This is a genomic window from Alkalibacterium sp. MB6 (assembly GCF_009935905.1).
Taxonomy (GTDB): Bacteria; Bacillota; Bacilli; order Lactobacillales; family Carnobacteriaceae_A; genus Alkalibacterium.
In genome coordinates, this window is the sequence record NZ_PREX01000004.1 from 39498 (window position 1) to 65202 (window position 25705).

The following is a 25705-nucleotide window of genomic DNA, read 5'->3' on the forward strand; positions in this document are numbered from 1 at the left end:
AAGTAAAATAGAGTTTAGCGTAAGAAAGGAGCAGCATTGCTCCTTTTTTGCCTTGCAATAAAGAGGGATACAAAGCGCCTCTTAATATAAACTTTAATATAATAGTGTACTGTAATCGCGTGTGTCCTTAACGTTTTAAGGGCACTGAACTCTCTTTGTTAGTTAGAATAACGAGAAGAGAAATGGTGAAAGAAGGTTTCTTTTGAATGGAAAATGAAATGGTAACGAGTACAGTTGATAAAAAGTTAAAAGACGATAACACCATGGTAAGTGGTGCCGCTTGGATGACAGCTGGAAGCATGATATCTCGAGTACTGGGTGCTCTTTATATCATCCCTTGGTTCGCTTGGATGGGTGGGCAAGGCCCTGGAGATGCAGCCAATGCCTTGTATCAAATGGGTTACACGCCTTATGCCTTCTTTTTAGCGTTGGCTACAGCAGGCGTACCATCAGCTATTTCTAAAAAGGTGAGTTATTATAATGCGTTGGGCGAATACGAAATATCCAAAGGCATTTATAAGCAAGGGATGAAGATTATGGGGATTACAGGCCTCGTCTCAGCTGTGGCCATGTTCTTTATTGCACCCCTATTAGCAGAAACGAGCCCGTCAGCAAGTTCAGCTGATGCAGTGATTGTCATGAGATCCCTTATTCCAGCTTTACTGATTATCCCGACTTTAAGTGTTACACGTGGATTCTTACAGGGGCATAACACAATGGCGCCTTCAGCGATTTCTCAAATTATCGAACAGATTGCCCGAATTATTTTTCTATTAACATCTGTCTTTATTATTCGTCAAGTAAACGGTGGAGAAGTCGTCACGGCAGTTGCATTCTCGACCTTTGCAGCTTTTGTCGGAGCCATTTTCGCACTGCTTTATCTTGGATATAAAATGAAGACAATGACAACTGCACTGAATTTAAGCGCAGAAGACAGTAAAGGCGATTTGTCCGTTTCACCCAACCAATTAATCATTGAAATTGTCAAAACATCGATTCCATTTATCATTATTTCAACAGGCATTATTATTTTCCAAATGATTGACCAATTAACTTATTCACCAATCATGAATGCCTTCTCTGGTATGACGGAGGAAATGATAGAACGAACCTATGGTATCACTCAAGGAAATGCCCACAAATTGATTATGGTATTAACGTCATTCGGAACGGCTTTAGCCGTAGCTTCAGTTCCTTTAATAAGTAAATTGATGGCAAATAAAAATATTAAAGAAGTGAGAAGGCAATTTTCTCGCGGCGTTCAGCTGCTTTTGTTTGCCATGTTCCCAGCTGCTATCGGGATGATAATCGTTGCCGAACCTCTTTATACCGTTTTCTATGGTAATAATCCATTAGGGACGAGCATCACACAAGTCTCTGCTATATTGAGTATTTTTGTAGCGATGTATGCCGTTTTAGGGAATATGCTTCAAGCTGCTAATTTAACAAGACCGGCTATTAAAGCGTTAATCGTCGGCTTTGCTACTAAATTAATCAGTCAATTGATATTCGTAGCCTGGCTTGGACCTTATGGAATGATTTTGTCAGGCATAACGGCTTTTGGGGTCATTTGCTTTATGATGATGCGCATAATGTATAATGAAATTCACTTTTCAGCAACCCGATTGTTCAGACGCTCCTTATTGATTCTTGTTTTATCATTAGTCATGGGACTGGCGACATTCTTGGCTGATTTAGGCTTAAGACAATTCCTAAATTATGAAGATAAATCGCAGGCACTAATTGGGATGGGCGTTGCTGCTGCCTTTGGAGTAGCTGTTTATGGCTACTTAGTATTGAAAACAAAATTAGCCGATAAACTGATTGGAGTACAAGCTTCAAAAGTGAGACGTAAGTTAAGAATAAAATAAGTAAAGAGAGAGGAGTCACCATGAGAATTGATAAACTGCTCGCTCATAGTGGGTTAGGCACGAGAAAAGAAGTGAAAAAGTTGCTTAAAACGAAAATCGTTGAAGTGAATGATGCTATCGTAACCGATCCTAAAACACACGTTGATCCGGATACGGACAAGGTAACAGTTGGTGGAGAGCCGATTGATTACCAAGAATTTGTCTACTTCATGATGCACAAACCTCAAGGGGTCATCAGTGCAACAGAAGACGAGATGCACGATACAGTTTTGGATTTACTCGAACCGAATGACAGTATGCAAGAACCGCATCCGGTAGGCCGCTTGGACATCGATACGGAAGGTCTGTTGATACTGACAAATGATGGTCGCTTAACTCACAGACTATTATCACCCAAGCGTCACGTTGACAAAGTTTATTACGTAGAAGTTGAAGGTCTATTAACTGAAGGAGACATCGACGTATTTAAACAAGGAGTCGTCCTAGACGATGACTACGAAACCATGCCAGCAGAACTCACTATTTTAGAAACAGACCAAGATAGTCATCGTTCAATAGCTGAGTTGACCATTCGAGAAGGCAAGTTCCATCAAGTCAAACGCATGATGGCAGCCGTTGGGAAACGAGTCGTCTATTTAAAACGTGTGTCTATGGGACCGATTGAATTGGACAGCAGTCTCGAGCTAGGAAGCTATAGAGAACTGACCAATGACGAAATCAACCTATTAAAAGAAGTATAATGGCAAACAGCCTGCGCTTAGAGACTATTCTCTAAACGGCAGGCTGTTTTTTGTATGGAGTCTAGTTTTGATACAAGATACTAGAGAAATCTTTAATGAAGGTGTACCCAAACTCATAATGAGACAACTTCCTAGAGAAAATCTGGATGAACTTGTATCCAAACCCCGATTGAGACAACTTCCTGAAGAAATTCCAAATGAAGGTGTACCCAAACTCATAATGAGACAACTTGCTGAAGGAAAACCGAATGAAGTTGTATCCAAATCCATATTGAGACAACTTCCTGAAGAAATTCCAAATGAAGGTGTATCCAAACTCATATTGAGACAACTTGCTGAAGAAAAACCAAATGAAGTTGTCACTAAACGATTCCCCAGTCGAAAACCGAGCAAAACCAAAAGCTGAAATAAGGAAAACTCCCGTTTCCACAGAAACGGGAGTTGCCAGATAGTAGTTGTTTGAGAATATAGGTCGTTAGCCCATGATAAACGTCTTGATAATTAAAACCAAAAAGCCAGACAAGATATAGACTCCCGCAAGAGTCATGACCCAAATACTTGTGCGTTTGTCACTTTGGTATTGTTGCTCAGTATAATGCCCATCGGAACTCGGTCCACCGGCCCATAAAGTGAAGACGAAGAAACCCGCCATTCCTAAGAAAAATAGAAGCTGCAAATCCATCCATAATAATAAGAAACCGAGTAAAAATACCCATATGCTACTTGTGATTAATTTTTTCTTCATTAATTCTCATCATCCTTATTCAAAAATCATTCTTCATTGTACCTTGAATGAGCTAGTCTGACAAGCTCAATCAATTAATTGAAAAAGACATTCAAAGAATGACAGCATCGACTTAAACCCATTTTACAGGATTGCCTTTAATAAGCTCTTTCATCGTTTTTGGGATGGCTTCTATAATGTGAGAAGGCAAAGTGACGTATTGAATCTCAGCTAGGCGGTCCCCTATATAACTGTGAAGAAAAACAGCCAATAAGATAGCGTGTTTCTTATTCGGTAGTTGTCCAAGAAGACCTGCAATCATTCCAGCTAAGGTATCACCCATACCACCAGTAGCCATCGACGGGTTCCCCGCAGTATTCTGCCAAACCTCACCTTCGCTGTAGACCTCTGTCCGATCCTTTTTCAGAACGATAGTTGCACCTAAACGCTCGGCGTGATTCTGATTACCCTCTTGATTTTCTTCATCAGGTTCCAGGCCAGTTAGTGTCCGCCATTCCCCTAAGTGTGGAGTGAAAACGGTTGTTGTTTTTGCTTTCGGCAAATCATGAGTCACATGAAGATAAATCGCATCCCCATCGACTACAAGAAGCTGATCTTCCTTTATAATAGAATAAATGATTTCTAAAATGGCAAGAGAGTCTTCGTCTCGACCTAATCCTGGGCCAACAACGACTACATCCATTGTCGCCACCAACTCTTTTAAACTGTCGTGATCAGTCATCGGTAAAAACATGGCTTCAGGCAAATGGGAATGCAAAGCCGTTTGATTAGTCGGATGAGTGGCGACAGTCACAAGCCCAGCCCCACTGTGAACAGCGGCTGAAGCAGATAAAATAATCGCTCCACCCATCCGGGCATTTCCACCTACCAATAAGACTCTGCCAAAATCACCTTTGTAACTCTTGTCTTCTCTTTTAGGAATCAACGACTGCACGAAATCTTTTGTAATTAGTTTCATGATATGACCTCCTCTTTCTAATAGTTTAATCCTTGCCGATAAAAGAGTCACGTAAAACAAATATCAGTGCATCTTTTTGTAAATATTGGTCTTTAAAGAAATTAGTGCTAAAATAGAAAAAGAGAGTTAATAGAATACGATGTGAGTTTAAGGAGGACGAAAGAATGACAGTTGAAAACATCAATTGGAAAGAAGAAGCTCAGAAACGCAAAGATGAGTTTTTGGAAGACTTATTTACTCTATTGCGTATTGATAGTGTGCGTGATGACGAAAAAGCAACAGACGAGGCACCAGTAGGACCAGGACCGAAAGAGGCGCTTGAGGCGTTTCTTGAAATCGGTGAGCGTGACGGCTTCACAACGAAAAACGTCGACAACTATGCCGGACACATTGAATACGGTGAAGGCAGCGAGTTAATGGGTGTACTGGCTCACGTAGACGTTGTCCCTACAGGAACAGGCTGGGAAACTGATCCCTTTGATCCGGTTATTAAAGACGGGCGTTTATATGCACGTGGATCAAGTGATGACAAAGGACCAGGAATGGCAGCTTACTATGCACTAAAAATCATCAAAGAGCTAGACTTGCCAGTAAATAAAAAAATCCGCTTCATTTTAGGAACAGATGAGGAAAGTGAGTGGAAAGGAATCGCTCACTATTTCAAACACGAACCTGAACCAGATTTCGGTTTTTCACCAGATGCTAACTTCCCAATTATTAACGGGGAAAAAGGGAATACAACTGTTTATATCGAATTTGGCGGCGAAGTGGATGGCGCCACTCATGAATTGGTTCAGTTCGAATCGGGCTTGCGTCCAAACATGGTTCCTCAAGATGCTGTGGCAGTAGTGAAAAGCGCACAGCCTGAAGAATTGGAAAACGCCTTTGACAACTACCTGGACGGCCTGCCGGTTAAAGGGGATTTATCAGTTGACGGCGATCAAGTGACTATTCAAGTGACTGGCCAAGCGGCTCACGGAAGTAAACCTGCAAGTGGTGTGAACGCAGCGACTTATTTGGCTAACTTCTTAACAGATTTCGCCTTTGCAAAAGATGCGAATGCCTTTTTAGAATTGACTTCACTGTATCTACACGATGATCCTGAAGGTAAAAAATTGGGTATCGATAGTGTAGATGAAGTCATGGGGGAGTTAACATCAAATCCTGGCGTATTCTCTTTCAAAGCCAATGAAGGCGGAAAAATCACGGTTAATATGCGCTACCCACAAGGCACAACGGCTGACGCAATCTTCGCTCAATTTGAAAAACGATTGAGTAATTATGACGTGACGTTATCTAAAGATGCTGGAAAAGAGCCGCATTATGTCCCTGCAAATGATCCACTCGTGTCTACTTTACTAGATGTCTATAATAGACAAACTGGATTAGAAGCACACGAAATGGTTATCGGTGGAGGAACGTACGGCCGATTGATGGAACGAGGTGTCGCTTACGGCGCAATGTTCCCAAATAGTATCGATACCATGCACCAAGCCAATGAATTCATGGCTGTGGATGACTTGATGAATGCAATGGCCATCTATGCGGAAGCCATTTATGAATTAGTGAAAGATTAATAAAACACGACTCCTTTTCGGGTGAGACAATCTCCTGGGAAGGAGTTTTTTTATAAGCAAAATCGCATAGATTCGTAACTATTATCTATACGTGCAAAAAGATATGGTATACTATAAGCAAAATCTGAAAAAGGAGACCAGTCATGAAACGATTAATTTCCGAATCGATTAAATCCCTACGTACATATTTTAAAGAATACCGGCTTCAGACAAACATCATCATGGGTTTACTATTAGTATTAGTAACCATTGTAACGATTGGTATCGGCCGATCACAGCAAAAAGTAGATTTACGAACGCTTCAATACGAACGGACAGAATCTGTAGAAGCGACTAGTGAGGATTCTGACGAAGAGACAGAAAGAGAAGAAACGCCTGAACATAAAGAGGTATTGGATGAACCAGTTGAAGAGATTGAAGAAGAAATAGATGAAGATTTAGAAGAAGAGATCGAAGAAGAAATCGAAGAAGAAACTGAGCTAATTGAGGAACGAGAAGACGATGTAGAAGAAGTGGAAGAAACTGTTGAAGAACCGGAAGTAACAGAAGTGGTTCAGCCGGTCACATCACCGTCTACAGAAGAAAGTAAGGCAACGCCACCGGTTACCCAAAATCAAACACCGGCGAAGACACCAACACCACCAGCTCAAAACCAAACACCGTCTACCAGACCAACACGTCCGGCACAACAACAAACCGATCAGCAAAAAGCAGCAGAACAAGCTAAAAAAGAAGAAGCAGATCGCAAAGCCCGTGAAGAAAAAGCTAAAGAAGATGAAGAGAAAGCGAAAGCCGCTGAAAAAGCTGAAGCCGATCGATTGGCCGATGAGAAAGCAGAAGCCGACCGGATTGCCAAAGAAAAAGCTGAAGCCGAAGCCGAAGCAGCTCGATTAGCTAAAGAAAAAGCTGAAGCCGAAGCAGCTCGATTAGCCAAAGAAAAAGCTGAAGAAGAAGCTCGTAAACCAGTGACTCCTCCTGAAGAACCACCAGCTGATTAAGATTCAGACATTGGTAGCGAAGACAATTAAATCAGTTTAAAAAAGGACCTCCATCTCGAATCGATGGGGGTCCTTTTAAATTCAATCCAATTATTGATTCACATTCGAATGGTCAACAGTAAGGGTGTCACCTTCTTCTAAAAGAATATGACCCGATTCGTATGAGCCACCATCAACGGTTAAGGCAATCTCTTGAACACCGTAGTAGCCACCAATCGTATTGGCAATACTTTGAAGCAAGAGGCCTTCAGTGCCTGAACCAGCATTCATTTCATTAACCAGTTCCGAAGAAAAATCAACATGAACGATGCCGTCATGACCGAGATACATGTAATTAATCTCAACCCCTTCAGTCAACAGATAAAGTCCTTCAGTTTCTGGACTCTCTCCACGCATCAATGAGGCCAAAGTTAAGCGTGCAGGATCGTTAGTCATCAAAGACATCGTGACCGGTACGGCATTGATTCCGAGTGCTTGATCATCCACACCATAAACGGTTAAAGGAATTTCTTCGGCCTTGTTTCCCTCAAAAGCAGTTAATCGCGAGGTCACTTTAGTTTCTTCGTCGTCGCCTTGAACCATTTCCCGTTGAATTAAACCAATGCCTTCACCATAGTAAGAGACTTCTATACCATCTTCAAAAATGGTTGTGACACCAATCGCTTCAACAGTCCCCATAGGCGTGTCCATCTCAATGCCTACCTCAGTAATTTCGGAAGTCGTTCCATTGGGGCTTTCCCAAGAATGACCAACCTCTATAGGCGCTTGTAAAATAATATTAAATCCACTGTGTTCACTTTCCAAGCCAGTATCAACAAAATCTTCTCGGAAATACGTTTCTGGTCGGATAAACACTTCTTCGATCTGATTCTCTGTATACTCATAAATGATAGCCACGTCAGTCCCACCCGTGGATTCAAGCATCTGTAAAGTGTCATCGTGGGCAAACTGTGGATAACGAGTAAAGGAACTGTATTCCATCTCATCGCCCTCATATTCTAAGAGGGTATTTTCTAAGCGAGGGAACCAGGTTTCAATGTCTTGAGAAACTTGGTTCGTTTCTCCATTTGAGTCTTCGTCACTATCATTGGTATCATCATCATTTGTTCCATCATCTGTGACGTTTTCATCGACATCTGGGGCAACAACTTCCTCCTCATCAAGAGGTTCATCAATTGTATTGTCGGTTCCACAAGCACTCAGAACCATTCCGGCAATGAATAAAACAGACGCCTTTTTCCAACTGTTCTTCATCATCACACTCACTCCTTTCAATTATGATGATGGATCGATGACACCTAAAAACGGTGAATCACTGCCATCGTCCTCAAAGTTCAAATCCAATGCTTTTTCATAAATAGCTCGTGACACCTCAAGGGTTTGGGTCCCGCGTTCACCTATGGCTGTGTTGCCGCGAGCTTCAAGTTGGTCAATTAGCCCATCAATATCTTCAGCCTTTACGCCAACTTCTGACAAGGTCACCGGCATGTCGATTGATTTCAAATAAGCGACGGTTTGTCTAATGGCACCTTCCACTTTTTCTTCTTCAGAGCCTTCTGTTATGTGCCAGACGTTTTCAGCATATTGAACGAGTTTATCCCATTTTTCTTCGTGTCGCACAATCATCACTGCCGGTAATAAAGCAGATAAACTTCTTGCGTGATCCGTGTTATTTAAAACGGTTAGCTCGTGACCCAAGGCATGAATTGACCAGTCACCAGGCACGCCAGGAGAGAGAATACGGTTCAACGCAAGGGTTGCAGTCCACATGAAATTCGCTCGTAAGTTGTAATCATGCTTGTCTTCATTTGCCACGTCAGGTCCGATAGTAATTAACACTCGCAACAGCCCTTCAGCGAATTCGTCTTGTACCATCCCACCAACAGGGTAAGTTAGATACTGCTCCAAAATATGCATAAAGGCATCGGTTAAGCCGTTTGCCAATTGACGTCTAGGTAAGGTATAGGTCAATTCCGGCTCTAAAATAGAGAACTGTGGAAAGACCAATGGGTGACTAAAGCTGACTTTAGCTTTCTTTTCTTTAAAGGAGATAACCGATGTGCTGTTCATTTCGGAAGCTGTTGCTGGAAGAGTCAATACCGTTCCAAAAGGCAAAGCGGACTGGATAGGCAAGCCTTTTCCGACACCTTTTCCAAAAATATCAATCGGATCACCGTCAAATTTAGCTGAAGCAGCAATATATTTCACCGCATCAATCACTGAGCCACCACCGACTGCCAACAAGAAATCATACTGACCGTCTTTAATTGCCTCAACGGCTTTCATACACGTTTCAAAAGTGGGATTGGCTTCAATACCGCTAAACTCACCGACAACCTCATTTTTCAAAGCACCTTTAACACGGTCCAACGTCCCAAAACGCTTAACACTGCCTCCTCCATAAAGAATCAATACCTTTTTATCTTCAGGAATCAAAGTGGGAAGGTGTTCAATTTGTTGTTTGCCGAATAAAACCTTAACTGGATTATAAAATGTAAAGTTCGAGATTTCTTTAGTCATTATCTCATGTCCTCCATTTGTTATGATAGCTTAATTATACCATAGGAAAAGCGTGGACCCAAAAGACTGTTGGGATTAACTTTTTAGAGCTGGCGATTCGAATAAGGTTTCAGAAGGGATTGAATCGTGATAGAATGAGAGTAAAGAATAACGAGTAACTTTATTCGCAAAGTGGAGGGATGGCATTGTCGAAAGAAGATAAACAGTTAAAGCGGACACCCTTATACGATTACTACCAAAGAAATGGCATAAAAGTAACAGATTTTGGCTCGTGGGCTTTACCGATTCAGTACACAAGCATTAAAGAGGAGCACAAAGCTGTTAGAGAACAAGTTGGTCTGTTTGACGTGTCTCATATGGGAGAAATCGAAGTGAGCGGTGAGAAGGCAACGCCTTGGTTAAATCGTCTGATCACGAATGATTTAACGACTATAGAGAACAACCAAGCCTTATATACGATGGTAACCAATGAACACGGTGGGATAATGGATGACATTATTATTTTTAAATACAACGACGAACGCTATTTACTCACACCAAATGCCTCTAACACGGGTAAAATTTATACATGGTTAATTAAATACCAATGCGATGCTGTGACCATAACAGATGTGTCACTTGAGACTGGTTTAATTGCGGTTCAAGGTCCATATGCTAAAGAGGTTGTCGCACAGGTATTTGGGGAAGCGGTTAAAGACATTAAACCCTATCATTTCACCACTGAAACAGAAAGCGAGACATTCGATAAGGCTTTAATTTCTAGAACAGGCTATACAGGGGAAGACGGTTACGAATGCTACGTTAAATGGGACCAGACGGAAGAGTTATGGAAAACCTTTTTAGACGTTGGCGAAGCCTATGGCATTAAAGAGTGCGGTTTAGGATCTAGAGATACATTAAGATTAGAAGCAGGCATGCCTTTGTATGGACAAGATTTATCCGAAAACGTTACGCCTTTAGAAGCGGGACTGCGCTTTGCAGTTAAGTGGGATAAACCAGAACCCTTTATTGGACAAGAAGCTTTAGAAAGACAAAAAGAATCGGGAACGACTTATTTATCCAGAGGCTTTGAGTTACTAGACAAAGGCATAGCCAGACCCGGCTACCCTGTATTAAACGCAGACGGAGAAGAAATCGGCGAAGTCACATCAGGCACCCAATCGCCCACATTTGGAAAAAGCATTGGCTTTATGCGTATCTTTAAAGACGCGGGTAAGTTAGGAGAGATTGTTTACGTGCAAGTAAGGAAAAAACAGATCCCAGCAAAACTAACGAAGAAAAATGTATTAGGCCAAAAATAGGAGGACACTATAATGACAGACAAAAAAGATTTACTGTTTTCAAAAGACCACGAATGGGTTGAACGGTTAAGTGATAACTCAGTGCGCGTAGGCATTTCAGATTACGCAGTAGAGCAATTAGGTGACATCGTTTTTGTCGAATTACCAGAAGTAGACGCCACAGTTGAAGCGGGCTCAGAATTCGCGACCGTTGAATCAGTTAAATCAACGTCAGAAATCTATACGCCGGTTAGTGGGACAGTCTCAAACATTAACGAGAGCTTAGAAGATGAACCAGAAAAATTAAACGAATCACCTTATGAAGAAGGTTGGCTCGTTGACATAACCGTAAGCGAAGAGTTAGATTTATCAGACTTAATGGATGCAAAAGCATACCAAGAGTATACCGATAGCCTTTAAACAAGAGAAAGAGGAGAGTGAACACGCCTCTCTTCTTTCCCTTTTTTTGCAAATGTAACCTTTATCAAAGGAGTGACCACATTGACCGAACAACACCGCTATTTACCAACAACCGAGCAAGACAGAAAAGAGATGCTGGAAACCATCGGCGTCTCATCTATCAAAGATTTGTTTTCCGATATACCTGAATCCACTCGTGCAACGAAAAACAAAGCCATTGAGCTGGAAGAGGCATTAAGTGAACAAGCCTTGACTACTTATATGAAACAATTAGCTGGAAAAAACACAACCACAGACACCCATGCTTATTTCCTAGGCGCAGGCGTTTACGACCATTACGTCCCAAGTATTGTGAACCACGTCTTGTTGCGTTCTGAATTTATGACTGCTTATACACCTTACCAACCTGAAGCAAGCCAAGGCGAACTGCAGGCTTTATTTGAATTCCAATCGATGATGTGTGAATTAACCGGGATGGACGTCGCCAACTCCAGTTTATACGATGGCTTCACGTCTCTTGGAGAAGCGTGTAACTTAGCGACTTCTGTCACGAAAAAACAACAGGTTCTCTATTCCAAAGGTATGCACCCACAGGCGAAAGAAGTCTTGAAAACCTATGCATATGGCATGGAATACCAAGTCAGTGAAGCGCCACTGGAGAATCAAGTCACTGATTTAAATTGGTTAAAAGAAAACATAAACGAAGAGACGGCCGCTGTGATCATTCAATACCCGAACTTTTTTGGAAATGTTGAAGATTTAAGAGCAGTTAAAGACTTACTGGCTGATTCAAAAGCCTTACTCATCGTTATGGCTAACCCATTAGCTTTAGCTTTACTCGAATCACCTGGCAAATTAGGCGCAGACATTGTCGTTGGCGACACGCAACCGATCGGTTTACCGATGAGTTACGGTGGCCCTCACTGTGGCTATTTTGCTGTAAGGAAACAATACATGAGAAAAGTACCGAGTCGAATCGTTGGTCAAACAGTGGATTCAGACGGGAAACGTGGCTTTGTGATGACCTTGCAAACACGTGAACAGCATATTCGCCGTGAAAAAGCGACATCAAATATGAGTTCCAACCAAGCCCTCACAGCTCTAGGGACGTCTGTCTTTTTAGCAGCGGTTGGAAAACAAGGTCTTCAAGACATGGCCCAACAAAGTGTCAACCATGCACATTACGTTAAACACAAGCTTGCTGAAAAAGGCGTAACCGTCTTATCAAATGATTCAGTCTTTCATGAATTCGTCGTGCAACTATCTAAGCCTGTGAGCGAGGTTAATGATCGCTTACTTGAAAAAGGCTTCGTAGGTGGTTATGACGTATCAAAAGAGTGGGGCGCAGATAACGCGACGCTCATATGTGTAACTGAAAAACGTACCATAGAAGAAATGAACAGCTTTGTTGAAGCCTTGGCAGAGGAGGAAAACCGATGACCGTCACATATGACCACTTACTATTTGAAATCTCCAAAAAAGGGCGGCGCGCATACAGTCTGCCAGAATCATCTGTCGAAAAAACGGAATTAGCTTCTGTTTTGCCGTCTCATTTATTGAGAGAAGAACCAGCTGAATTGCCGGAATTATCTGAGTTACAAGTGATGCGTCACTATACTGGATTATCAAACAAAAACTTCGGTATTGAAACGGGCTTTTACCCGTTGGGATCGTGTACGATGAAATACAATCCGAAAATAAACGAAGACATTGCCCGCTACAGCGGCTTCGCAAACATTCACCCGTTGCAACCAGAAAAAAGTGCTCAAGGTGCTTTGCAGTTAATGCACCAGCTTGAAAACAGCTTAAAAGAAGTAACGGGAATGGATGCCATCTCCTTACAACCGGCTGCAGGTGCTCAGGGAGAATGGGCAGGCTTATTAATATTCAAGGCGTATCACGAAGCCAACGGTGAAGGTGACCAACGCCGTAAGATTTTAGTGCCCGATTCTGCACACGGAACTAACCCAGCGAGTGCAGTTGTTGCAGGATACGATGTGGTCGAAATCAAATCGAATGAAGACGGACGTGTCGGCGTTGATGCATTAAAAGCAGCCGTTGGACCAGATACAGCAGGCTTAATGCTGACCAACCCGAACACGCTTGGCTTATTTGAAGTCGACATTGTGGAGATTGCAGAAATCGTTCACGAAGCAGGCGGACTCTTGTATTATGACGGAGCCAATGCTAACGCTATTTTAGGCAAATCAACTCCAGGGGAAATGGGCTTTGACGTGGTTCACTTGAATTTACACAAAACCTTTAGTACGCCTCACGGTGGTGGAGGGCCAGGATCTGGACCAATTGGGGTTAAAGCGTATTTAACAGACTTTATGCCGTCTCCTCGCATTGAAAAAGATGGCGATTATTACAAGTTGACAGACAACCATCCTCAGTCCATTGGCCGAGTAAAAGGCTATTACGGAAACTTTGGTGTAAACGTACGCGCCTATTCTTACATTCGAACCATGGGAGCGGAAGGCTTGCAGCAAGTATCTGAAGATGCCGTCTTGCATGCGAATTATTTAAGAGCCAGGTTGTCACCTTACTACGACACCCCGTTCTCGTCTCACTGCAAGCACGAGTTTGTCTTAAGTGGGAACCGTCAGAAAAAATTGGGCGTCAGAACAGCAGACATCGCGAAACGGTTACTGGACTACGGCTTTTATTCGCCAACCGTTTACTTCCCGCTTATCGTTGATGAAGCATTGATGATTGAACCGACGGAAACGGAAGCGAAAGAAACACTCGATGCCTTTGCTGATGCACTGATTGAAATAGCAAAAGATGCTGAAACCAATCCGGAATTAGTCACCGGGGCACCACACACAAAAGCAGTGAAGCGTCTGGACGAAGTCACTGCTGCTAGAAAACCAATTGTGATTTACCAAAAAGCGCACGACAACTCATAGGAGGAATAGGCGATGGATCTTCACTTAACAGGAAAAACAGCACTCGTTTTGGCATCGAGTTCTGGTTTAGGATTAGCAATTGCGAAAGAACTAGCCAAAGAAGGCGCCAACGTCATGTTGACCAGCCGAAATAAAGACAAGTTGGAGCGGGCGAAACAAGAAATTGAAACGGTCGCTAGTGGAAGAGTGTCTTATACAGTAGCCGACATCACCGATGCAGAAAGCATTAAAAGCATGGTCGACATCACTCACCGGACATTCGGAAAAATCAGTGTCTTAGTCAATAACGCAGGTGGACCACCGGCCGGATCATTTGAAGAGATGTCAGATTCCGATTGGCAAAAGGCATTCGACTTAACCTTGCTCAGCTATATCCGTACCATTCGAGCAGTCTTACCCGATTTAAAAGAAACCAAAGGACGTATTTTAAACAATGCGTCTTCTTCCATTAAGCAGCCCATTGACGGCTTATTATTATCGAATGTGTTTCGAATGGGAATCATGGGCTTATCCAAAACCCTAGCATCAGAGCTCGCCCCAGATGGTATCTTGGTTAACACCATTGGAGCAGGCCGAATTGACACAGACCGTTTGAAAGAGTTAGACAGCAGTCGAGCAGAAAAAAGTGGTTTAAGTCCTGAAGAAGTGAGAAGCAACATCGAAGCAAACATTCCCATGGGACGCTACGGACAACCAGAGGAATTCGCCAAACTGGCTGCCTTCTTAGTATCTTACGCCAACACCTATGTCACTGGGCAAGCGATTCTAGCCGACGGCGGACTCATTAAAAGCTATTAAATAAGGAAAATCTGCTTTTCAAGCGAAAAGCAGATTTTTTCTGAACTAAAGCAATGATGAAGAAAGCTGCAAGCAGCTTTCAACTATATAAAAGAGCCGTAAAAATAGTTTAACTGTCTGCTGACCAGAATTTATACAAGTGAGTGGTCACATAAATCGATTTAAGTGCCCACTCACTAGCGTCACGGTTCATGAGTAGTCACATAAATCGAAATAACTGCTCACTCATTAGCATGATGGTTCCCGAGTGGTCATATAAATAAAAAAGCATCAATAGAAAGGAACAGTAACGAATGACTAAATCACTAAATATTTACTTTGCATCGCCTTTATTTTCAGAAATGGAGCAACTGTATAACGCTCATGTCGTCAAGAAATTAAGAGATCAGTTTAACGAGCAGGTAAACATTTATTTACCTCAAGAAAATGATGCAATCAACGATAAATCTAACTATGCCAGCAGTATCCAAATAGCTGACGGAGACAACGCGTATCTCGAAAAATCCGATTTACTCATTGCCGTACTCGATGGGGTCGCGATGGATGCCGGAGTCGCTTCAGAAATTGGCTACTTTTATTCTATGAATAAACCAATCATTGGTGTTTATTCTGATATTCGCCAAGGAGCCAACGGGAATCAGGCAAAACTAAATGCTTTAGACGAAGTAGCTGAATCACCCTTTTCTTATGTCAACTTATACACAGTTGGTCTAGTGAAGAAAAGGGGAACCTTGGTCACTACAGTAGACCAACTGATAGAAGAAATAGAGAAGCTAATAAATAAATAAATAAAACCAGTTGAACATTAGATTTTACACAGAAACTTGATAAATACGGTCAAGCCGTGTAGACTAATGAGTGACTTAAATAGAAAAAAGATAGAGGCGCGGAAAAAAAGAGTCCCCATCTGGAGGTAGGCAGCCGATGACAGATGGTAAAAGGGTTTTTCGCCGAAGGGTAAGTTGAGTGCCAGCTCACTATCCTGGGCATACGTTGAATAAACGTGTGACTGTCACGCTTAGCGTGGAGGACTATTCTGAGATTTTGCGTGAACTATTCAAAGCATCTTCAGGTCTGTCCTGGGGTGCTTTTTTTCTATGTCAAAATGATCAAATGAATGGAGAAGACAAAATGACCAACCGATCGATAAAACGCGGCTTTCTAGTGCTCTTAGCCTCTTTAAGTTTGTGGCTTCCAACGCCTGTCTTTGCACAAGAAGCTGAAGTGGCACTTAGCCAAAGTCTAGGAGCATTGACCTTATTGCCTCCAGTTATAGCCATTGTTCTTGCTTTTATCACAAAGAACGTTGTGTTATCCCTATTTTTAGGTATATTCAGTGGAACGATTATTATCCAGTATGCCGGAGGAGCCTTTATTTTAGGAGGCATCCTAAATGGTTTTACAGACATAGTAGACTATTTATTACATTCTTTAGCTGACCCGTGGAATGCAGGCATTATTTTACAAGTTTTAGCCATTGGCGGCCTGATTGCTTTAGTGACAAGTTCTGGAGGAGCAAAAGCGATTGCTGAAAGTTTAGCCAAACGAGCTAAGGGACCTGTCAGTACGCAAATCATTACCTGGTTTTTAGGACTGTTGATATTCTTTGATGACTACGCCAATGCGCTCATCATTGGGCCAATCATGCGTCCAGTCTCAGATAAAATGAATATATCAAGAGAGCGTTTGGCATTTATCATCGATGCTACAGCTGCACCAGTTGCGGGAATTGCACTTATTTCAACCTGGATAGGGTATGAAGTCGGCTTAATTAATGATGCCTATCAAGCCATGGGGCAAGACGTGAATGCCTATGGTGTTTTTTTAGAAACCATCCCTTACCGTTTTTACAATATATTGATGCTGCTATTCGTTGTTGTGACGTCCTTAACCCTTAGAGAATTTGGTTCGATGAAAAAAGCTCAAGAACGGGCCCGTGACACACAACAAATTCTCTCTCCAAATGGGTCTCATGACGATTTGGAAGATGAAGTAGAAGTGATAGCAAAAGATAACCCATCCATTTGGAGTGCCTTGATTCCTATCGGCTCACTCATTGTATTCAGCTTCATAGGCTTTTATACAAATGGGCGTCAAGCGATTATGAGCGGCGACAATGTCCAACTCATTCAACTCTTCCAAGACAGTCCCTTTTCGCTCGCTGCATTAAGAGAATCATTTGGAGCATCAGACGCTTCAGTTGTTCTCTTTCAGGCAGCTTTAATTGCTAGTATCATTGCTCTCATTATGGGTGTGTCTAAAGGTCACTTTACTTTTGGAAAAGGAATTGATATTTGGGTTTCTGGAATGAAAGCACTCATCATCACGGGTGTTATTTTACTGTTGGCATGGTCTTTATCAAGCGTCATGAGTGACTTAGGGACTGCGGATTATTTAGTGACACTTTTAGGGGACACGATGCCTCCATTCTTACTACCGACAGTCATCTTTATATTAGGAGCTATCATATCCTTTGCGACAGGAACATCATATGGAACAATGGGAATTTTAATGCCTTTGGCTATCCCGCTAGCTGTGGCGATGGATCCTGGGAATTCGCAATTTGTTGTTATGTCGGCTGGAGCGGTGTTAACTGGTGCGATATTTGGAGACCACTCGTCACCTATATCGGATACGACTATCTTGTCAGCAATGGGCGCAGGGTCGAGCTTAATTGATCACGTCAACACCCAACTGCCATACGCATTAACAGTCGGATTCATCTCCATCGTCTTTGGATACTTGCCAACTGCTTTAGGCTTATCCATTTGGGTTGTATTACCAATTGCTTTTGCCGCGACTATAGCAGTCGTCTTTATTTTTGGTAAGAAAGTGAATACGATGGAACACATCACAGACAGTGAATAAGACCACACAATAAATAAAGCCCGTCCTCGGGCTTTTTTATTTGCTCAAAAACTTAATAATGCTTACCATATATAGTAAATAAGGAGGGTTAACATGAAGTGGGAAGTTCAAAGAGAGGATATTACAAAGTTAGAAGTGGATGCTATCGTTAACGCGGCTAATAAGTCACTCCTAGGAGGCGGAGGCGTAGATGGTGCCATTCACCGGGCTGCTGGACCAGAATTACTAGAAGCGTGCAAAAAACTAAACGGAGCAGAAACGGGTGAAGCTAAACTAACACCGGGATTTAAATTGCCGGCAAAATTTGTGATTCATACAGTTGGTCCGGTGTACAGAGATGGTAAGCACGGAGAAGCTGAAAAACTGAAGGCCTGTTATGAAAACAGTATAAAACTTGCCTTAGAATATGATATTCAAACAATTGCCTTCCCTGCAATTAGTACCGGCGTTTACCGTTATCCGCTAAAAGAAGCAACAGAAATCGCTGTTCATACAGTATACGAATTGACGAAAGACTCAACCGATATACAAAAAGTCATTTTCACTGCCTTTGATGAAAAGACCGAAAATAGTTATAAAAATGAGTTGAAAAAAATAGAACCCAGCTAAAATTATAAGCATAACAAAACTCCCCTCAAACAAAAGGGGAGTTTCGAATTTATTAAGCAGTATGTTTAGAATCTTGTGGAATTTCTTCTGTTGTATCTTCCAACTGCCCGATGCCGTATGACAAAGCAAAGCCCGCTGCCGTAATGACTAAGGCAATCACAATTTGAAGGACAGCATTTCCGCTGCTCAAACCATCCAATGCTTGAGTATTAGCCAATACAGCGATAGGAGAACCAAGAACAAGTCCTAAAATAGCTGCATAAGTCAGTTGTGGGTAGTTTTTAAACATATAATCCAACAACTTACTAATTAAACCAAGACCAACTAAGACACCAAGGCCAAAAGCAGTCAATAGAATAGTTACCGGAATTAAGGCATCTATGTCAAAAGAAGCCAGTGCTGATGAAAAGGTATTGATAGAATTTATCACGACATAGTAATAACCTAAAATCAACATTAACAAGGATCCGCTAATGCCAGGCACAACCATAGCTGCAGCAGAGATGAGACCCACTAAAAATAGCATGGATAAGCTACTAGCAGAAATAGCAACAGACTGCATACCTGAATCGGCCACGTCGGCGATACCCATCCAAGACACAATGATGAAAAAGACAATCATCAAGACAATGTGAAGGCCATTAAATCGTTGACCAGCATCTTTTAAACTGTCTTTAAATTCAGTAGTCAATATAGGCAATCCACCTAAAATCAATCCAATGAAAGCAAAAGCAGTATACAAGGTATAATTTTCCAAAAGCCAGACAATGGCAAAAGAAAAGGCTACAACTCCAAGTACAGCACCAATTAGTAAGGGTCCCAATACTTTTAAACTAGTCTTAAATTCTTTTTTGATATGAGTAACTGAGTGAATCAGGTCGTCGTAAATGCCAAAAGAAACGGCCATAGTCCCACCGGATACACCGGGTATAACGTTCGCAACGCCTATAAACATGCCCTTAATAATCATCCAAAAATAAGTCATTTTGTTTCTCCTTCTAAAAGTCAATTTATGTATAGCGATATACATATAAGCCACAAAAAAGCTCCTTTCCTATTCTATCATAATAAGGAAAGGAGCATAGTCAAAAATGGGTAATTTTACAATTAATTAATATCAATTCAACTTTTCGATATATTTATTCACTTCTGTGATGAACCCTCTGTCACAGGAAACGGCGAGTTCATCTCCGGCCATCAAGACAGTATCTCTGTGGGGAATAAATTCATTGTCGTACCTTATGACACGCGTCACTTTTGCATTATAAGGTAAGGTAATATCTTTCATAATTCGCCCATCGAGGAAACTATCCGGCTCTACAAAGATGTCAAGTCGAGCGACCTTTCCTTCAAATACAGTAGGTAGACGATGGGTTTTATTGGACAAAGTCACTTCATCAGTGGGCTCGAGACGAATCAGATCGGCTATAATATACGTGGTTAAACAAACGATTGAAATAGGCATCATTTGAGTAATGGAGCCGGTCAATTCAGTAATCAAAACAATACCAGTCAATGGTGCTTTTGATGTAGCCGTAAAGAAACCACCCATGGCATAGATGATAAAGTTTCGGACAAACTCATCTTCAAGTCCGGTAATGCCTATAGATAAGTTTCCATATATACCGCCGATTAATGCACCGAAAGCTAGACTCGGTACCAATGCGCCGGCAGGAATACCAGATCCAAAACCTATGTTAAAGATAACAAAACGAAAGACTAATATACCCAACAGCAACCAAGTGGACGTACGCTGAGAAGCAATTTCAGCAATGACACTTGTGCCGCCACCCAACATATCAGTCCAAAATAAACCTGTTGGGATTAAAATAAGAAAGGGAATGAAGCCGTGTAAATAGCGGGGAATAGGTAACTTCTTGAACAATTTAGGTCCAATCTGAAACAACACTTTTTGATAAACCCATCCTCCCAAAGCCAATACCACACCCAGGCCTGCTAAATACAAATAATTGTCAATGGGGAATTCACTGACATAGCCTAAATCGAGTGCCGGTTGTGAACCGAAAATGTAAAAGGCAAAGAAATTGGCCGTGATAGACGCCGAAAAAACAGACAAAATTAAAATGCCTGAAAAACGGTGATGCACTTCTTCTAAAATAATGACAAAACCAGATAATGGGGCATTAAAGGCAGCGGCAAGACCAGCGGCAGCACCACTTGAAATCATAATGTTTTCCTGCGTTTTATTGCCTTTAAACAATTTGTTGATGCCTTGGCCAACAACTCCACCAATTTGAATAGAGGGACCTTCTCGACCAACCGGGACGCCTAAGCCCAGTACCAAAGCACCGGCAACGAATTTTCGCCACAATACAGAAAACCAGTCCAGTTTAATGGTTCCTTGAAGTTGACCTTTTAATTCGGCAACCCCATTTCCTTGGATGTTCGGCTCATCGCGAACCATAATAATGACTAAAAAGGCAACGAACATGACTAATAAAGACCAGCCAATAATCCATATAGGGTTTTGGCGTAACGACTCATACACACCAGGCATGAGATTCAATATAGCATATACAGACATACGGAAAAGACTGACCACAAAACCTGCGACAGCCCCGACTAGAACACCTTTTAAAACATAACTGATCCTGGACCAGTCCATTGCTTTTAAACGCTTCATGATAAACTCCTTTTAGACTCAAATGCGTTCGGACATAACAGGTCGTTAGCACCAAATCTCTTTTAAATACAACCTATAAGATAACGAATCTAAAATTAAAAAGCAAGACGGAAAAGTCTAAGTTAAGAGGGAAATAAAAAGTAACCTCTTTCATTTGAAATTCAAGAAAACCTGACTTTGTGTTATAGTGATTCTAAGCTTTTCAAAAATCGTGACCCTGTTATAATAAGAGAAGCATACAATAGGTATAAAGGAGATGACGACTATGATTGTAATGGGCCTAGAATTCACTATAGTCATCTATGACTCGTATTCGTTGAAGGACAAACGAAGCACGGTCAAGAGTATTCTTCACCGAACCCAGAACCGCCATCACTTAAGTACGGCAGAAGTAGGGGACTGGGATATGTTAAACAAAGCGACACTAGCTTTTGGAGTGGTGGGAAGCGACCGCCAATTAATGAGAAAACGTCTGGAGTTAGCCGTAAAAGAAATCGAAGATGATTATGAAATTGAAGTCATTACCCATGAATGGGTCGTAGCTTAAAAAAATGATAAATGAAGGAGACGAACCATGTCACATACGCCATCAGACATTACGGTAGTTAAAAGTAATATAGAAGAGACCGATTTAGAAACCTTATTGACACACTACACCAAACCACAATTAGTCGACATTGCCGATCATTTAAGAGTAGAAACGAAGAAAAGTTGGCGAAAACATAAGTTAGTTGAGGAAGTAGCTGACGCGATTGATGAACAGAGTCAATCGATTTATGCCTCATTATTAGAAGAGGTCCTATCAGATATACCTGATAATAAAGGGCAACTGTTTTTATTTGAAAGCATGGATGCCGTTGAGCCGTTAGTTCCACTCATTCAAAGAGGCTTTTTCTTCGTGAGTCAAATAGAAGAAGGGATAGCTCTGGTCATTCCAGATGAAATTCTGGAGAACGTTAAAGGAGCAAGAGCTCTTAATGAAAATATAGAGTCAACGAAACAGGATAACAAAAAAGTCGAATTACTCTTGAAATGGAAAGAAAGCCAGACCGCCATTTACGGAGGCTATTCAGTTGAGCACTTAAGAGACATTTGGAATAAACGGTTTGAAGACCAACTGTCTATAGAAGAAATCGGTGCGATCCTTAATGAAGTGGAGAGAGACCACTAATGATAATCAGACATTTAAAACTAAACAATGAATACTCTCCACTCTAATCTGAATGGGGAGTTTTTTCGTTAGATAAATATAAAGGTATTGTCTCAGTATAAAAATGCATATTGTTTGTCCTTTTAAATTCCTTTAGCTATACTAAGGGTGTTCAAGATAAAATATATTTGAAAAGGAGACGGATAACATGAACGATGTTGGGAATACATTGCAACGTGGGTTCAATCAATTTATTGATTTCTTACCACAGTTGCTAATGGGTATCATTCTGGTGTTGGTAGCTTGGGTGGTTGCAACGCTCGTTAAGAAAGCAATCGTCAAAGGCTTGGAGGCAACAGGTTTAGCAGACAAACTAAGAAATTGGGGCGCTGCAAACGACCAGGATGAAGGGCGCTCGATGATTTCTGCTATAGGAAATATAGGTTATTTCTTAGTATGGGTACTATTTTTACCAGGAATCTTTTCTGTATTTGGATTAGATGCTATTGGAAGACCCATCACAAATATGATCGATAAAGCACTTGCATTCTTACCTAATATAATCGGAGCCATTATTATACTTCTATTAGGTTTCTATGCAGCTAAGTTTGTGAAGAATCTAGTGTATAATATAGCCGTTGCAGCAAACTTGGATCGATTTTTAAACAAATTGACTGGGTCAGGTGCAGACACAGACTCAGAATCTGTACAAGAAAACAAACACACGATTGCCAATGTTTTGGCTAATATTGTGTATATTCTCATTTTGATTCCAATCATTTTGGCAGCACTTGATGTATTGAATATTGATACGATTGCACAGCCAATCAGCGACGTCCTCAATACGATTCTACAAGCTATTCCAAATATCTTGGTAGCTGTTGTTCTATTGGCAGTAGGTATGGCATTAGCTAAATTTGCTGGTGATATCTTAACAGATTTATTAAGAGGAACAGGCTTTAACAAGTATTCTTCATACTTGAAACGTTCAAGCAATATCGATATTGACCTAGCTAAATTAGTTGGTCAAGTTGTGGCATTCTTAATTGGTTTATTCTTCTTAGTTGAAGCATTAAACGTCTTGAACCTAGCAATGCTAAATGGAATTATTGCGGCAATCATCGCATACCTTCCAAACGTATTGTTCGCAGCGATCATTATTGGACTAGCCTTTATTGGTGGAAGCATGCTAGCTTCTTCTATTAGAAAAGCAACAGGCAGCAAAGTTGCTGGAGCAGCCGTTCAGTATATCATCATTGCATTCGGTATATTCATGGCATTGAACCAATTGAACTTTGCGACAACCATTGTTAACACAGCATTCATGTTCGTTATGGGAGCCTTAGCAGTCGGATTCGCCCTAGCCTTTGGATTAGGCGGACGTGACTTTGCTAGAAAACAACTGGAACGCGCTGACAGTAAGATTGAAAAAGAAAGTGCAAAACCAGCCGAACCAGGCGACAATACCCCAGAACTATAAGATCATTAAATAAGGAAAGCTTCTGCCTCAACTGGCAGAAGCTTTTTTCTTTCTAAAAAGATTAAAGCGAAGAGAATTGCAGGGCAATTCTCTACAAAATAAAGACCTTAGTGACTACTTGTTTGAAATAGTTGCTTGAGTAGTCACATAAACTCGATTAACTGCTCACTCGAGGCAATGATTTTAACTGAGTGGACAGTCAAAACGAGTTAACTTCCCACTCAAGGCAATACGTTAACCGAGTAGTCGTTTAAATCAATACTAGACGTAGTATCTTGATTTACTCCCACCCATCATCTGATAGCGTGACTTTAATACTCTTCTTATTGTTTTAACCGATAAATCTTCACCACACCATTGAACGATAGTCTGCACAGTGATTTGTTTAGTAGGAAATAAAATATTGAAATGTTCAACTTGAGAAGTGATCATCTCTGTAAGTGATAACTGGTGACCACACATTCGACAAGAACTTAATCGTTGAGTCAACAAAATATCATATGACCCACACGAAATACAGGTAATTCCTTTTTTTAAAGTATCAAAAGAATAATCAGGTAAACGGAGATTATAGGGACTCTTTTCAAGATTAACTTGAAGTAATTTGTTAGCTAAGTAATGATGCTCTTTCTTTAACGGTCGTGATTGATTTAGCTGAGACAAATGCGAGGGAATTTGTCCACTCAAGACAACAGGTAAGTCAGATTTTAATTCATATAAAACAAAGGACGAGTTGACGTAGACGACAAATGATTTAACCGCCAGATTAAATCCCCAAAATCGTAACTGTTGCTTCAATAATATGACCGTTCGATTCAATTGGTCCAAGGGATTGGTTAGTTCATATCCAGTCGAGCTTCGCAATAGATCAGTTTTGTGAATATATTCCCCTTCATAGTTCTTTATTTCATATAAGTAAATGCCGCTGCCAGTAATGACCAAGGAATCTATTTGTACGATGCTATCGTTGATTAAAAACAATAAATCATTCAAAACAAGACACTCACTCTCAATGCAATCTTTCAGTAGCCTGTCAAAATAGATTTCTCCTTCATATCCTTTCTTCATATTTAAAAATTTGAGGCGGTGATCAGTCGACAATGCCATGCGGTTGTTTAAGATTTGCAAGACAGTCAGTAAATGGGGTGCACTTCGTTCTTTCATTATCTTCATTTTAAAAACCTCCCTATTATATGTATTACCCAAAAAACGCAAAAAGCACTTTTTTTCTCAAAATTAATTTCCATGAGACATTAAATAGGGAAAGCCAAATAACTAATAAAACTAATAAATCAAAACTAGATAGAACATAACGTTCGTTTTTTATTGAAAAAAAGGTCGGTTTTGCGCTTTATTTCCAAAAAGAATACATTAATATGCTATACTTAAGTAGTATGTAAAAAGTGCCAACCAGGTTTTGTGGAAAATAATAGTTTAGAAGGTGGAGGAAAACCTATGCCTATGAGTAAGGTAGACAACGTCGATTTGGTTTGCTGCATCGTTAACCGATCAGAAGGCGACCAGTGCATTAAATTAGCTTCCGAAAAAGGAGTTAAAATAGGAACCGTATTTTATGGAGAAGGGACCGCACGTCAAGGGATTTTAAGAATGCTTGGACTAGACCAGCTTCATAAAGAAGTCGTTATCTTTGTTGCATCGTCTTCGATTGCAAAAGAAGCGATGCATTATATAGCCGAGAAAAAGCGAATGGACAAACGCAACAGAGGAATCAGTTTTCGCATGCCTTTAGAAGAGGTTTTAGGAACGTATTCCTTTAAAAATGAAAAAGAAACCAATGAGGAGAGAGAGATTATGCATCAAGCCATCGTTGTTATTGTTAATAATGGAGAAGCTGAAACCGTCATAGATGCTGCCGAATCAGCGGGAGCTCAAGGTGGAACGGTCATTCATGCCCACGGAGCAGGTGAATACGAAACGAAGCGTGTGTTCCATATGGAAATTGAACCTGAAAAAGATATCGTATTAATTATTTCTGAAGTAGAAAAAACAGAAGCCATTAGTGACAGCATTAATAAAGCCTTACATTTGGACGAACCCAATACAGGTATTTTATTTGTTACTAACCTAACTGAAACCATAGGACTGATGTGAGATGACTAAAATAGAAAGGACGA

Annotated in this window: 24 protein-coding genes and 1 riboswitch; of the genes, 17 read left to right on the plus strand and 7 right to left on the minus strand. The window is 41.0% G+C overall.

Going from position 1 to position 25705, the window contains the following annotated elements; all coding sequences use genetic code 11:
• Positions 1-206: 206 nt before the first annotated feature.
• The 3 genes from C3945_RS02750 to C3945_RS02760 all read left to right on the plus strand — a co-directional run bounded on the left by C3945_RS02750 (position 207) and on the right by C3945_RS02760 (position 3017).
• Positions 207-1871 carry a putative polysaccharide biosynthesis protein gene (locus C3945_RS02750; RefSeq protein WP_161878156.1) on the plus strand — a complete coding sequence of 555 codons (1665 nt, stop codon included), beginning with the start codon at positions 207-209 and terminating at the stop codon, positions 1869-1871.
• Positions 1872-1891: 20 nt separating this feature from the next.
• Positions 1892-2611, plus strand: a complete 720-nt coding sequence (locus tag C3945_RS02755) for a pseudouridine synthase (RefSeq protein WP_161878157.1) — start codon at positions 1892-1894, stop codon at positions 2609-2611.
• 67 nt (positions 2612-2678) lie between these two features.
• Complete coding sequence (locus C3945_RS02760; protein ID WP_161878158.1) at positions 2679-3017, plus strand: hypothetical protein; 339 nt, start codon at positions 2679-2681, stop codon at positions 3015-3017.
• Positions 3018-3086: 69 nt separating this feature from the next.
• On the opposite strand, the gene C3945_RS02765 is transcribed toward C3945_RS02760, so the two are convergent.
• Positions 3087-3356 (minus strand): hypothetical protein, encoded by a 270-nt coding sequence (locus tag C3945_RS02765; RefSeq protein WP_161878159.1) that lies wholly within the window; start codon positions 3354-3356, stop codon positions 3087-3089.
• A 112-nt stretch (positions 3357-3468) separates the two neighbouring features.
• Complete coding sequence (locus C3945_RS02770) at positions 3469-4314, minus strand: NAD(P)H-hydrate dehydratase (RefSeq protein WP_161878160.1); 846 nt, start codon at positions 4312-4314, stop codon at positions 3469-3471.
• 164 nt (positions 4315-4478) lie between these two features.
• On the opposite strand from C3945_RS02770, the gene pepV reads away from it, so the two are divergent.
• Both pepV and C3945_RS02780 read left to right on the plus strand, forming a co-directional pair.
• Positions 4479-5891, plus strand: coding sequence for a dipeptidase PepV (pepV, locus tag C3945_RS02775; RefSeq protein ID WP_161878161.1), 1413 nt, complete (start codon positions 4479-4481; stop codon positions 5889-5891).
• A 143-nt stretch (positions 5892-6034) separates the two neighbouring features.
• The gene (locus C3945_RS02780) at positions 6035-6889 is read left to right on the plus strand and encodes a hypothetical protein (protein WP_161878162.1); all 855 of its coding nucleotides are present in this window, start codon (positions 6035-6037) and stop codon (positions 6887-6889) included.
• A gap of 90 nt (positions 6890-6979) precedes the next feature.
• On the opposite strand, the gene C3945_RS02785 is transcribed toward C3945_RS02780, so the two are convergent.
• Both C3945_RS02785 and C3945_RS02790 read right to left on the minus strand, forming a co-directional pair.
• Positions 6980-8146: a GerMN domain-containing protein gene (locus tag C3945_RS02785; protein WP_161878163.1), complete on the minus strand. Its 1167-nt coding sequence runs from the start codon at positions 8144-8146 to the stop codon at positions 6980-6982.
• Positions 8147-8164: 18 nt separating this feature from the next.
• Positions 8165-9409 carry an iron-containing alcohol dehydrogenase gene (locus C3945_RS02790; protein WP_161878164.1) on the minus strand — a complete coding sequence of 415 codons (1245 nt, stop codon included), beginning with the start codon at positions 9407-9409 and terminating at the stop codon, positions 8165-8167.
• A 185-nt stretch (positions 9410-9594) separates the two neighbouring features.
• Between C3945_RS02790 and gcvT the strand changes: the two genes are divergently transcribed.
• The 8 genes from gcvT (at position 9595) to C3945_RS02830 (ending at position 18296) form a co-directional block, all read left to right on the plus strand.
• Positions 9595-10710, plus strand: coding sequence for a glycine cleavage system aminomethyltransferase GcvT (gcvT, locus tag C3945_RS02795; protein WP_237585453.1), 1116 nt, complete (start codon positions 9595-9597; stop codon positions 10708-10710).
• A 12-nt stretch (positions 10711-10722) separates the two neighbouring features.
• Entirely contained in the window at positions 10723-11109 is a 387-nt protein-coding gene (gene gcvH / locus C3945_RS02800; RefSeq protein WP_161878166.1) for a glycine cleavage system protein GcvH, read from the plus strand.
• 81 nt (positions 11110-11190) lie between these two features.
• Complete coding sequence (gene gcvPA / locus C3945_RS02805; protein WP_161878167.1) at positions 11191-12549, plus strand: aminomethyl-transferring glycine dehydrogenase subunit GcvPA; 1359 nt, start codon at positions 11191-11193, stop codon at positions 12547-12549.
• Entirely contained in the window at positions 12546-14021 is a 1476-nt protein-coding gene (gcvPB, locus tag C3945_RS02810) for an aminomethyl-transferring glycine dehydrogenase subunit GcvPB (protein ID WP_161878168.1), read from the plus strand. Before gcvPA ends, gcvPB begins: the two co-directional genes overlap by 4 nt.
• 12 nt (positions 14022-14033) lie before the next feature.
• Positions 14034-14819, plus strand: coding sequence for an SDR family oxidoreductase (locus C3945_RS02815; RefSeq protein WP_161878169.1), 786 nt, complete (start codon positions 14034-14036; stop codon positions 14817-14819).
• Between the two features lie 293 nt (positions 14820-15112).
• Complete coding sequence (locus C3945_RS02820; RefSeq protein WP_161878170.1) at positions 15113-15607, plus strand: nucleoside 2-deoxyribosyltransferase; 495 nt, start codon at positions 15113-15115, stop codon at positions 15605-15607.
• A gap of 83 nt (positions 15608-15690) precedes the next feature.
• Positions 15691-15861: riboswitch (Lysine riboswitch) on the plus strand.
• A gap of 89 nt (positions 15862-15950) precedes the next feature.
• The gene (locus C3945_RS02825) at positions 15951-17687 is read left to right on the plus strand and encodes a Na+/H+ antiporter NhaC family protein (protein WP_161878224.1); all 1737 of its coding nucleotides are present in this window, start codon (positions 15951-15953) and stop codon (positions 17685-17687) included.
• 93 nt (positions 17688-17780) lie between these two features.
• On the plus strand, positions 17781-18296 hold the full coding sequence (locus tag C3945_RS02830) for an O-acetyl-ADP-ribose deacetylase (protein WP_161878171.1): 516 nt from the start codon (positions 17781-17783) through the stop codon (positions 18294-18296).
• A 52-nt stretch (positions 18297-18348) separates the two neighbouring features.
• Here C3945_RS02830 and C3945_RS02835 read toward each other — a convergent pair whose 3' ends face one another.
• Together C3945_RS02835 and C3945_RS02840 are read right to left on the minus strand one after the other, a co-directional pair.
• Positions 18349-19281, minus strand: coding sequence for a DUF368 domain-containing protein (locus C3945_RS02835; protein WP_161878172.1), 933 nt, complete (start codon positions 19279-19281; stop codon positions 18349-18351).
• Between the two features lie 132 nt (positions 19282-19413).
• On the minus strand, positions 19414-20940 hold the full coding sequence (locus tag C3945_RS02840; protein ID WP_161878173.1) for a ClC family H(+)/Cl(-) exchange transporter: 1527 nt from the start codon (positions 20938-20940) through the stop codon (positions 19414-19416).
• Between the two features lie 265 nt (positions 20941-21205).
• Here C3945_RS02840 and C3945_RS02845 point away from each other — a divergent pair, with 265 nt between their 5' ends.
• The 3 genes from C3945_RS02845 (at position 21206) to C3945_RS02855 (ending at position 23570) form a co-directional block, all read left to right on the plus strand.
• Positions 21206-21487, plus strand: coding sequence for a DUF503 domain-containing protein (locus C3945_RS02845; RefSeq protein ID WP_161878174.1), 282 nt, complete (start codon positions 21206-21208; stop codon positions 21485-21487).
• A gap of 27 nt (positions 21488-21514) precedes the next feature.
• Positions 21515-22111, plus strand: coding sequence for a hypothetical protein (locus C3945_RS02850; protein WP_161878175.1), 597 nt, complete (start codon positions 21515-21517; stop codon positions 22109-22111).
• Between the two features lie 187 nt (positions 22112-22298).
• The gene (locus C3945_RS02855) at positions 22299-23570 is read left to right on the plus strand and encodes a mechanosensitive ion channel (RefSeq protein ID WP_161878176.1); all 1272 of its coding nucleotides are present in this window, start codon (positions 22299-22301) and stop codon (positions 23568-23570) included.
• Positions 23571-23831: 261 nt separating this feature from the next.
• Here the strand turns inward: C3945_RS02855 and C3945_RS02860 are convergent, their stop codons facing one another.
• Positions 23832-24743: a nuclease-related domain-containing protein gene (locus C3945_RS02860; protein WP_161878177.1), complete on the minus strand. Its 912-nt coding sequence runs from the start codon at positions 24741-24743 to the stop codon at positions 23832-23834.
• A 282-nt stretch (positions 24744-25025) separates the two neighbouring features.
• Here C3945_RS02860 and C3945_RS02865 point away from each other — a divergent pair, with 282 nt between their 5' ends.
• Positions 25026-25682, plus strand: coding sequence for a P-II family nitrogen regulator (locus C3945_RS02865; RefSeq protein WP_161878178.1), 657 nt, complete (start codon positions 25026-25028; stop codon positions 25680-25682).
• Positions 25683-25705: the final 23 nt, after the last annotated feature.

Excerpts from the sequence above, each read along its gene's own strand:
- C3945_RS02845 (WP_161878174.1), top strand. The coding sequence starts at position 21,206 with ATGATTGTAATGGGCCTAGAATTCACTATAGTCATCTATGACTCGTAT.
- pepV (WP_161878161.1), top strand. The coding sequence starts at position 4,479 with ATGACAGTTGAAAACATCAATTGGAAAGAAGAAGCTCAGAAACGCAAA.
- C3945_RS02835 (WP_161878172.1), bottom strand. The coding sequence starts at position 19,281 with ATGACTTATTTTTGGATGATTATTAAGGGCATGTTTATAGGCGTTGCG.
- C3945_RS02765 (WP_161878159.1), bottom strand. The coding sequence starts at position 3,356 with ATGAAGAAAAAATTAATCACAAGTAGCATATGGGTATTTTTACTCGGT.
- C3945_RS02865 (WP_161878178.1), top strand. The coding sequence starts at position 25,026 with ATGCCTATGAGTAAGGTAGACAACGTCGATTTGGTTTGCTGCATCGTT.
- gcvH (WP_161878166.1), top strand. The coding sequence starts at position 10,723 with ATGACAGACAAAAAAGATTTACTGTTTTCAAAAGACCACGAATGGGTT.
- C3945_RS02850 (WP_161878175.1), top strand. The coding sequence starts at position 21,515 with ATGTCACATACGCCATCAGACATTACGGTAGTTAAAAGTAATATAGAA.
- C3945_RS02860 (WP_161878177.1), bottom strand. The coding sequence starts at position 24,743 with ATGAAGATAATGAAAGAACGAAGTGCACCCCATTTACTGACTGTCTTG.
- C3945_RS02830 (WP_161878171.1), top strand. The coding sequence starts at position 17,781 with ATGAAGTGGGAAGTTCAAAGAGAGGATATTACAAAGTTAGAAGTGGAT.
- C3945_RS02815 (WP_161878169.1), top strand. The coding sequence starts at position 14,034 with ATGGATCTTCACTTAACAGGAAAAACAGCACTCGTTTTGGCATCGAGT.
- gcvPB (WP_161878168.1), top strand. The coding sequence starts at position 12,546 with ATGACCGTCACATATGACCACTTACTATTTGAAATCTCCAAAAAAGGG.
- C3945_RS02780 (WP_161878162.1), top strand. The coding sequence starts at position 6,035 with ATGAAACGATTAATTTCCGAATCGATTAAATCCCTACGTACATATTTT.
- C3945_RS02820 (WP_161878170.1), top strand. The coding sequence starts at position 15,113 with ATGACTAAATCACTAAATATTTACTTTGCATCGCCTTTATTTTCAGAA.
- C3945_RS02785 (WP_161878163.1), bottom strand. The coding sequence starts at position 8,146 with ATGATGAAGAACAGTTGGAAAAAGGCGTCTGTTTTATTCATTGCCGGA.
- C3945_RS02825 (WP_161878224.1), top strand. The coding sequence starts at position 15,951 with ATGACCAACCGATCGATAAAACGCGGCTTTCTAGTGCTCTTAGCCTCT.
- C3945_RS02790 (WP_161878164.1), bottom strand. The coding sequence starts at position 9,409 with ATGACTAAAGAAATCTCGAACTTTACATTTTATAATCCAGTTAAGGTT.
- C3945_RS02750 (WP_161878156.1), top strand. The coding sequence starts at position 207 with ATGGAAAATGAAATGGTAACGAGTACAGTTGATAAAAAGTTAAAAGAC.
- C3945_RS02855 (WP_161878176.1), top strand. The coding sequence starts at position 22,299 with ATGAACGATGTTGGGAATACATTGCAACGTGGGTTCAATCAATTTATT.
- C3945_RS02840 (WP_161878173.1), bottom strand. The coding sequence starts at position 20,940 with ATGAAGCGTTTAAAAGCAATGGACTGGTCCAGGATCAGTTATGTTTTA.
- C3945_RS02770 (WP_161878160.1), bottom strand. The coding sequence starts at position 4,314 with ATGAAACTAATTACAAAAGATTTCGTGCAGTCGTTGATTCCTAAAAGA.
- C3945_RS02755 (WP_161878157.1), top strand. The coding sequence starts at position 1,892 with ATGAGAATTGATAAACTGCTCGCTCATAGTGGGTTAGGCACGAGAAAA.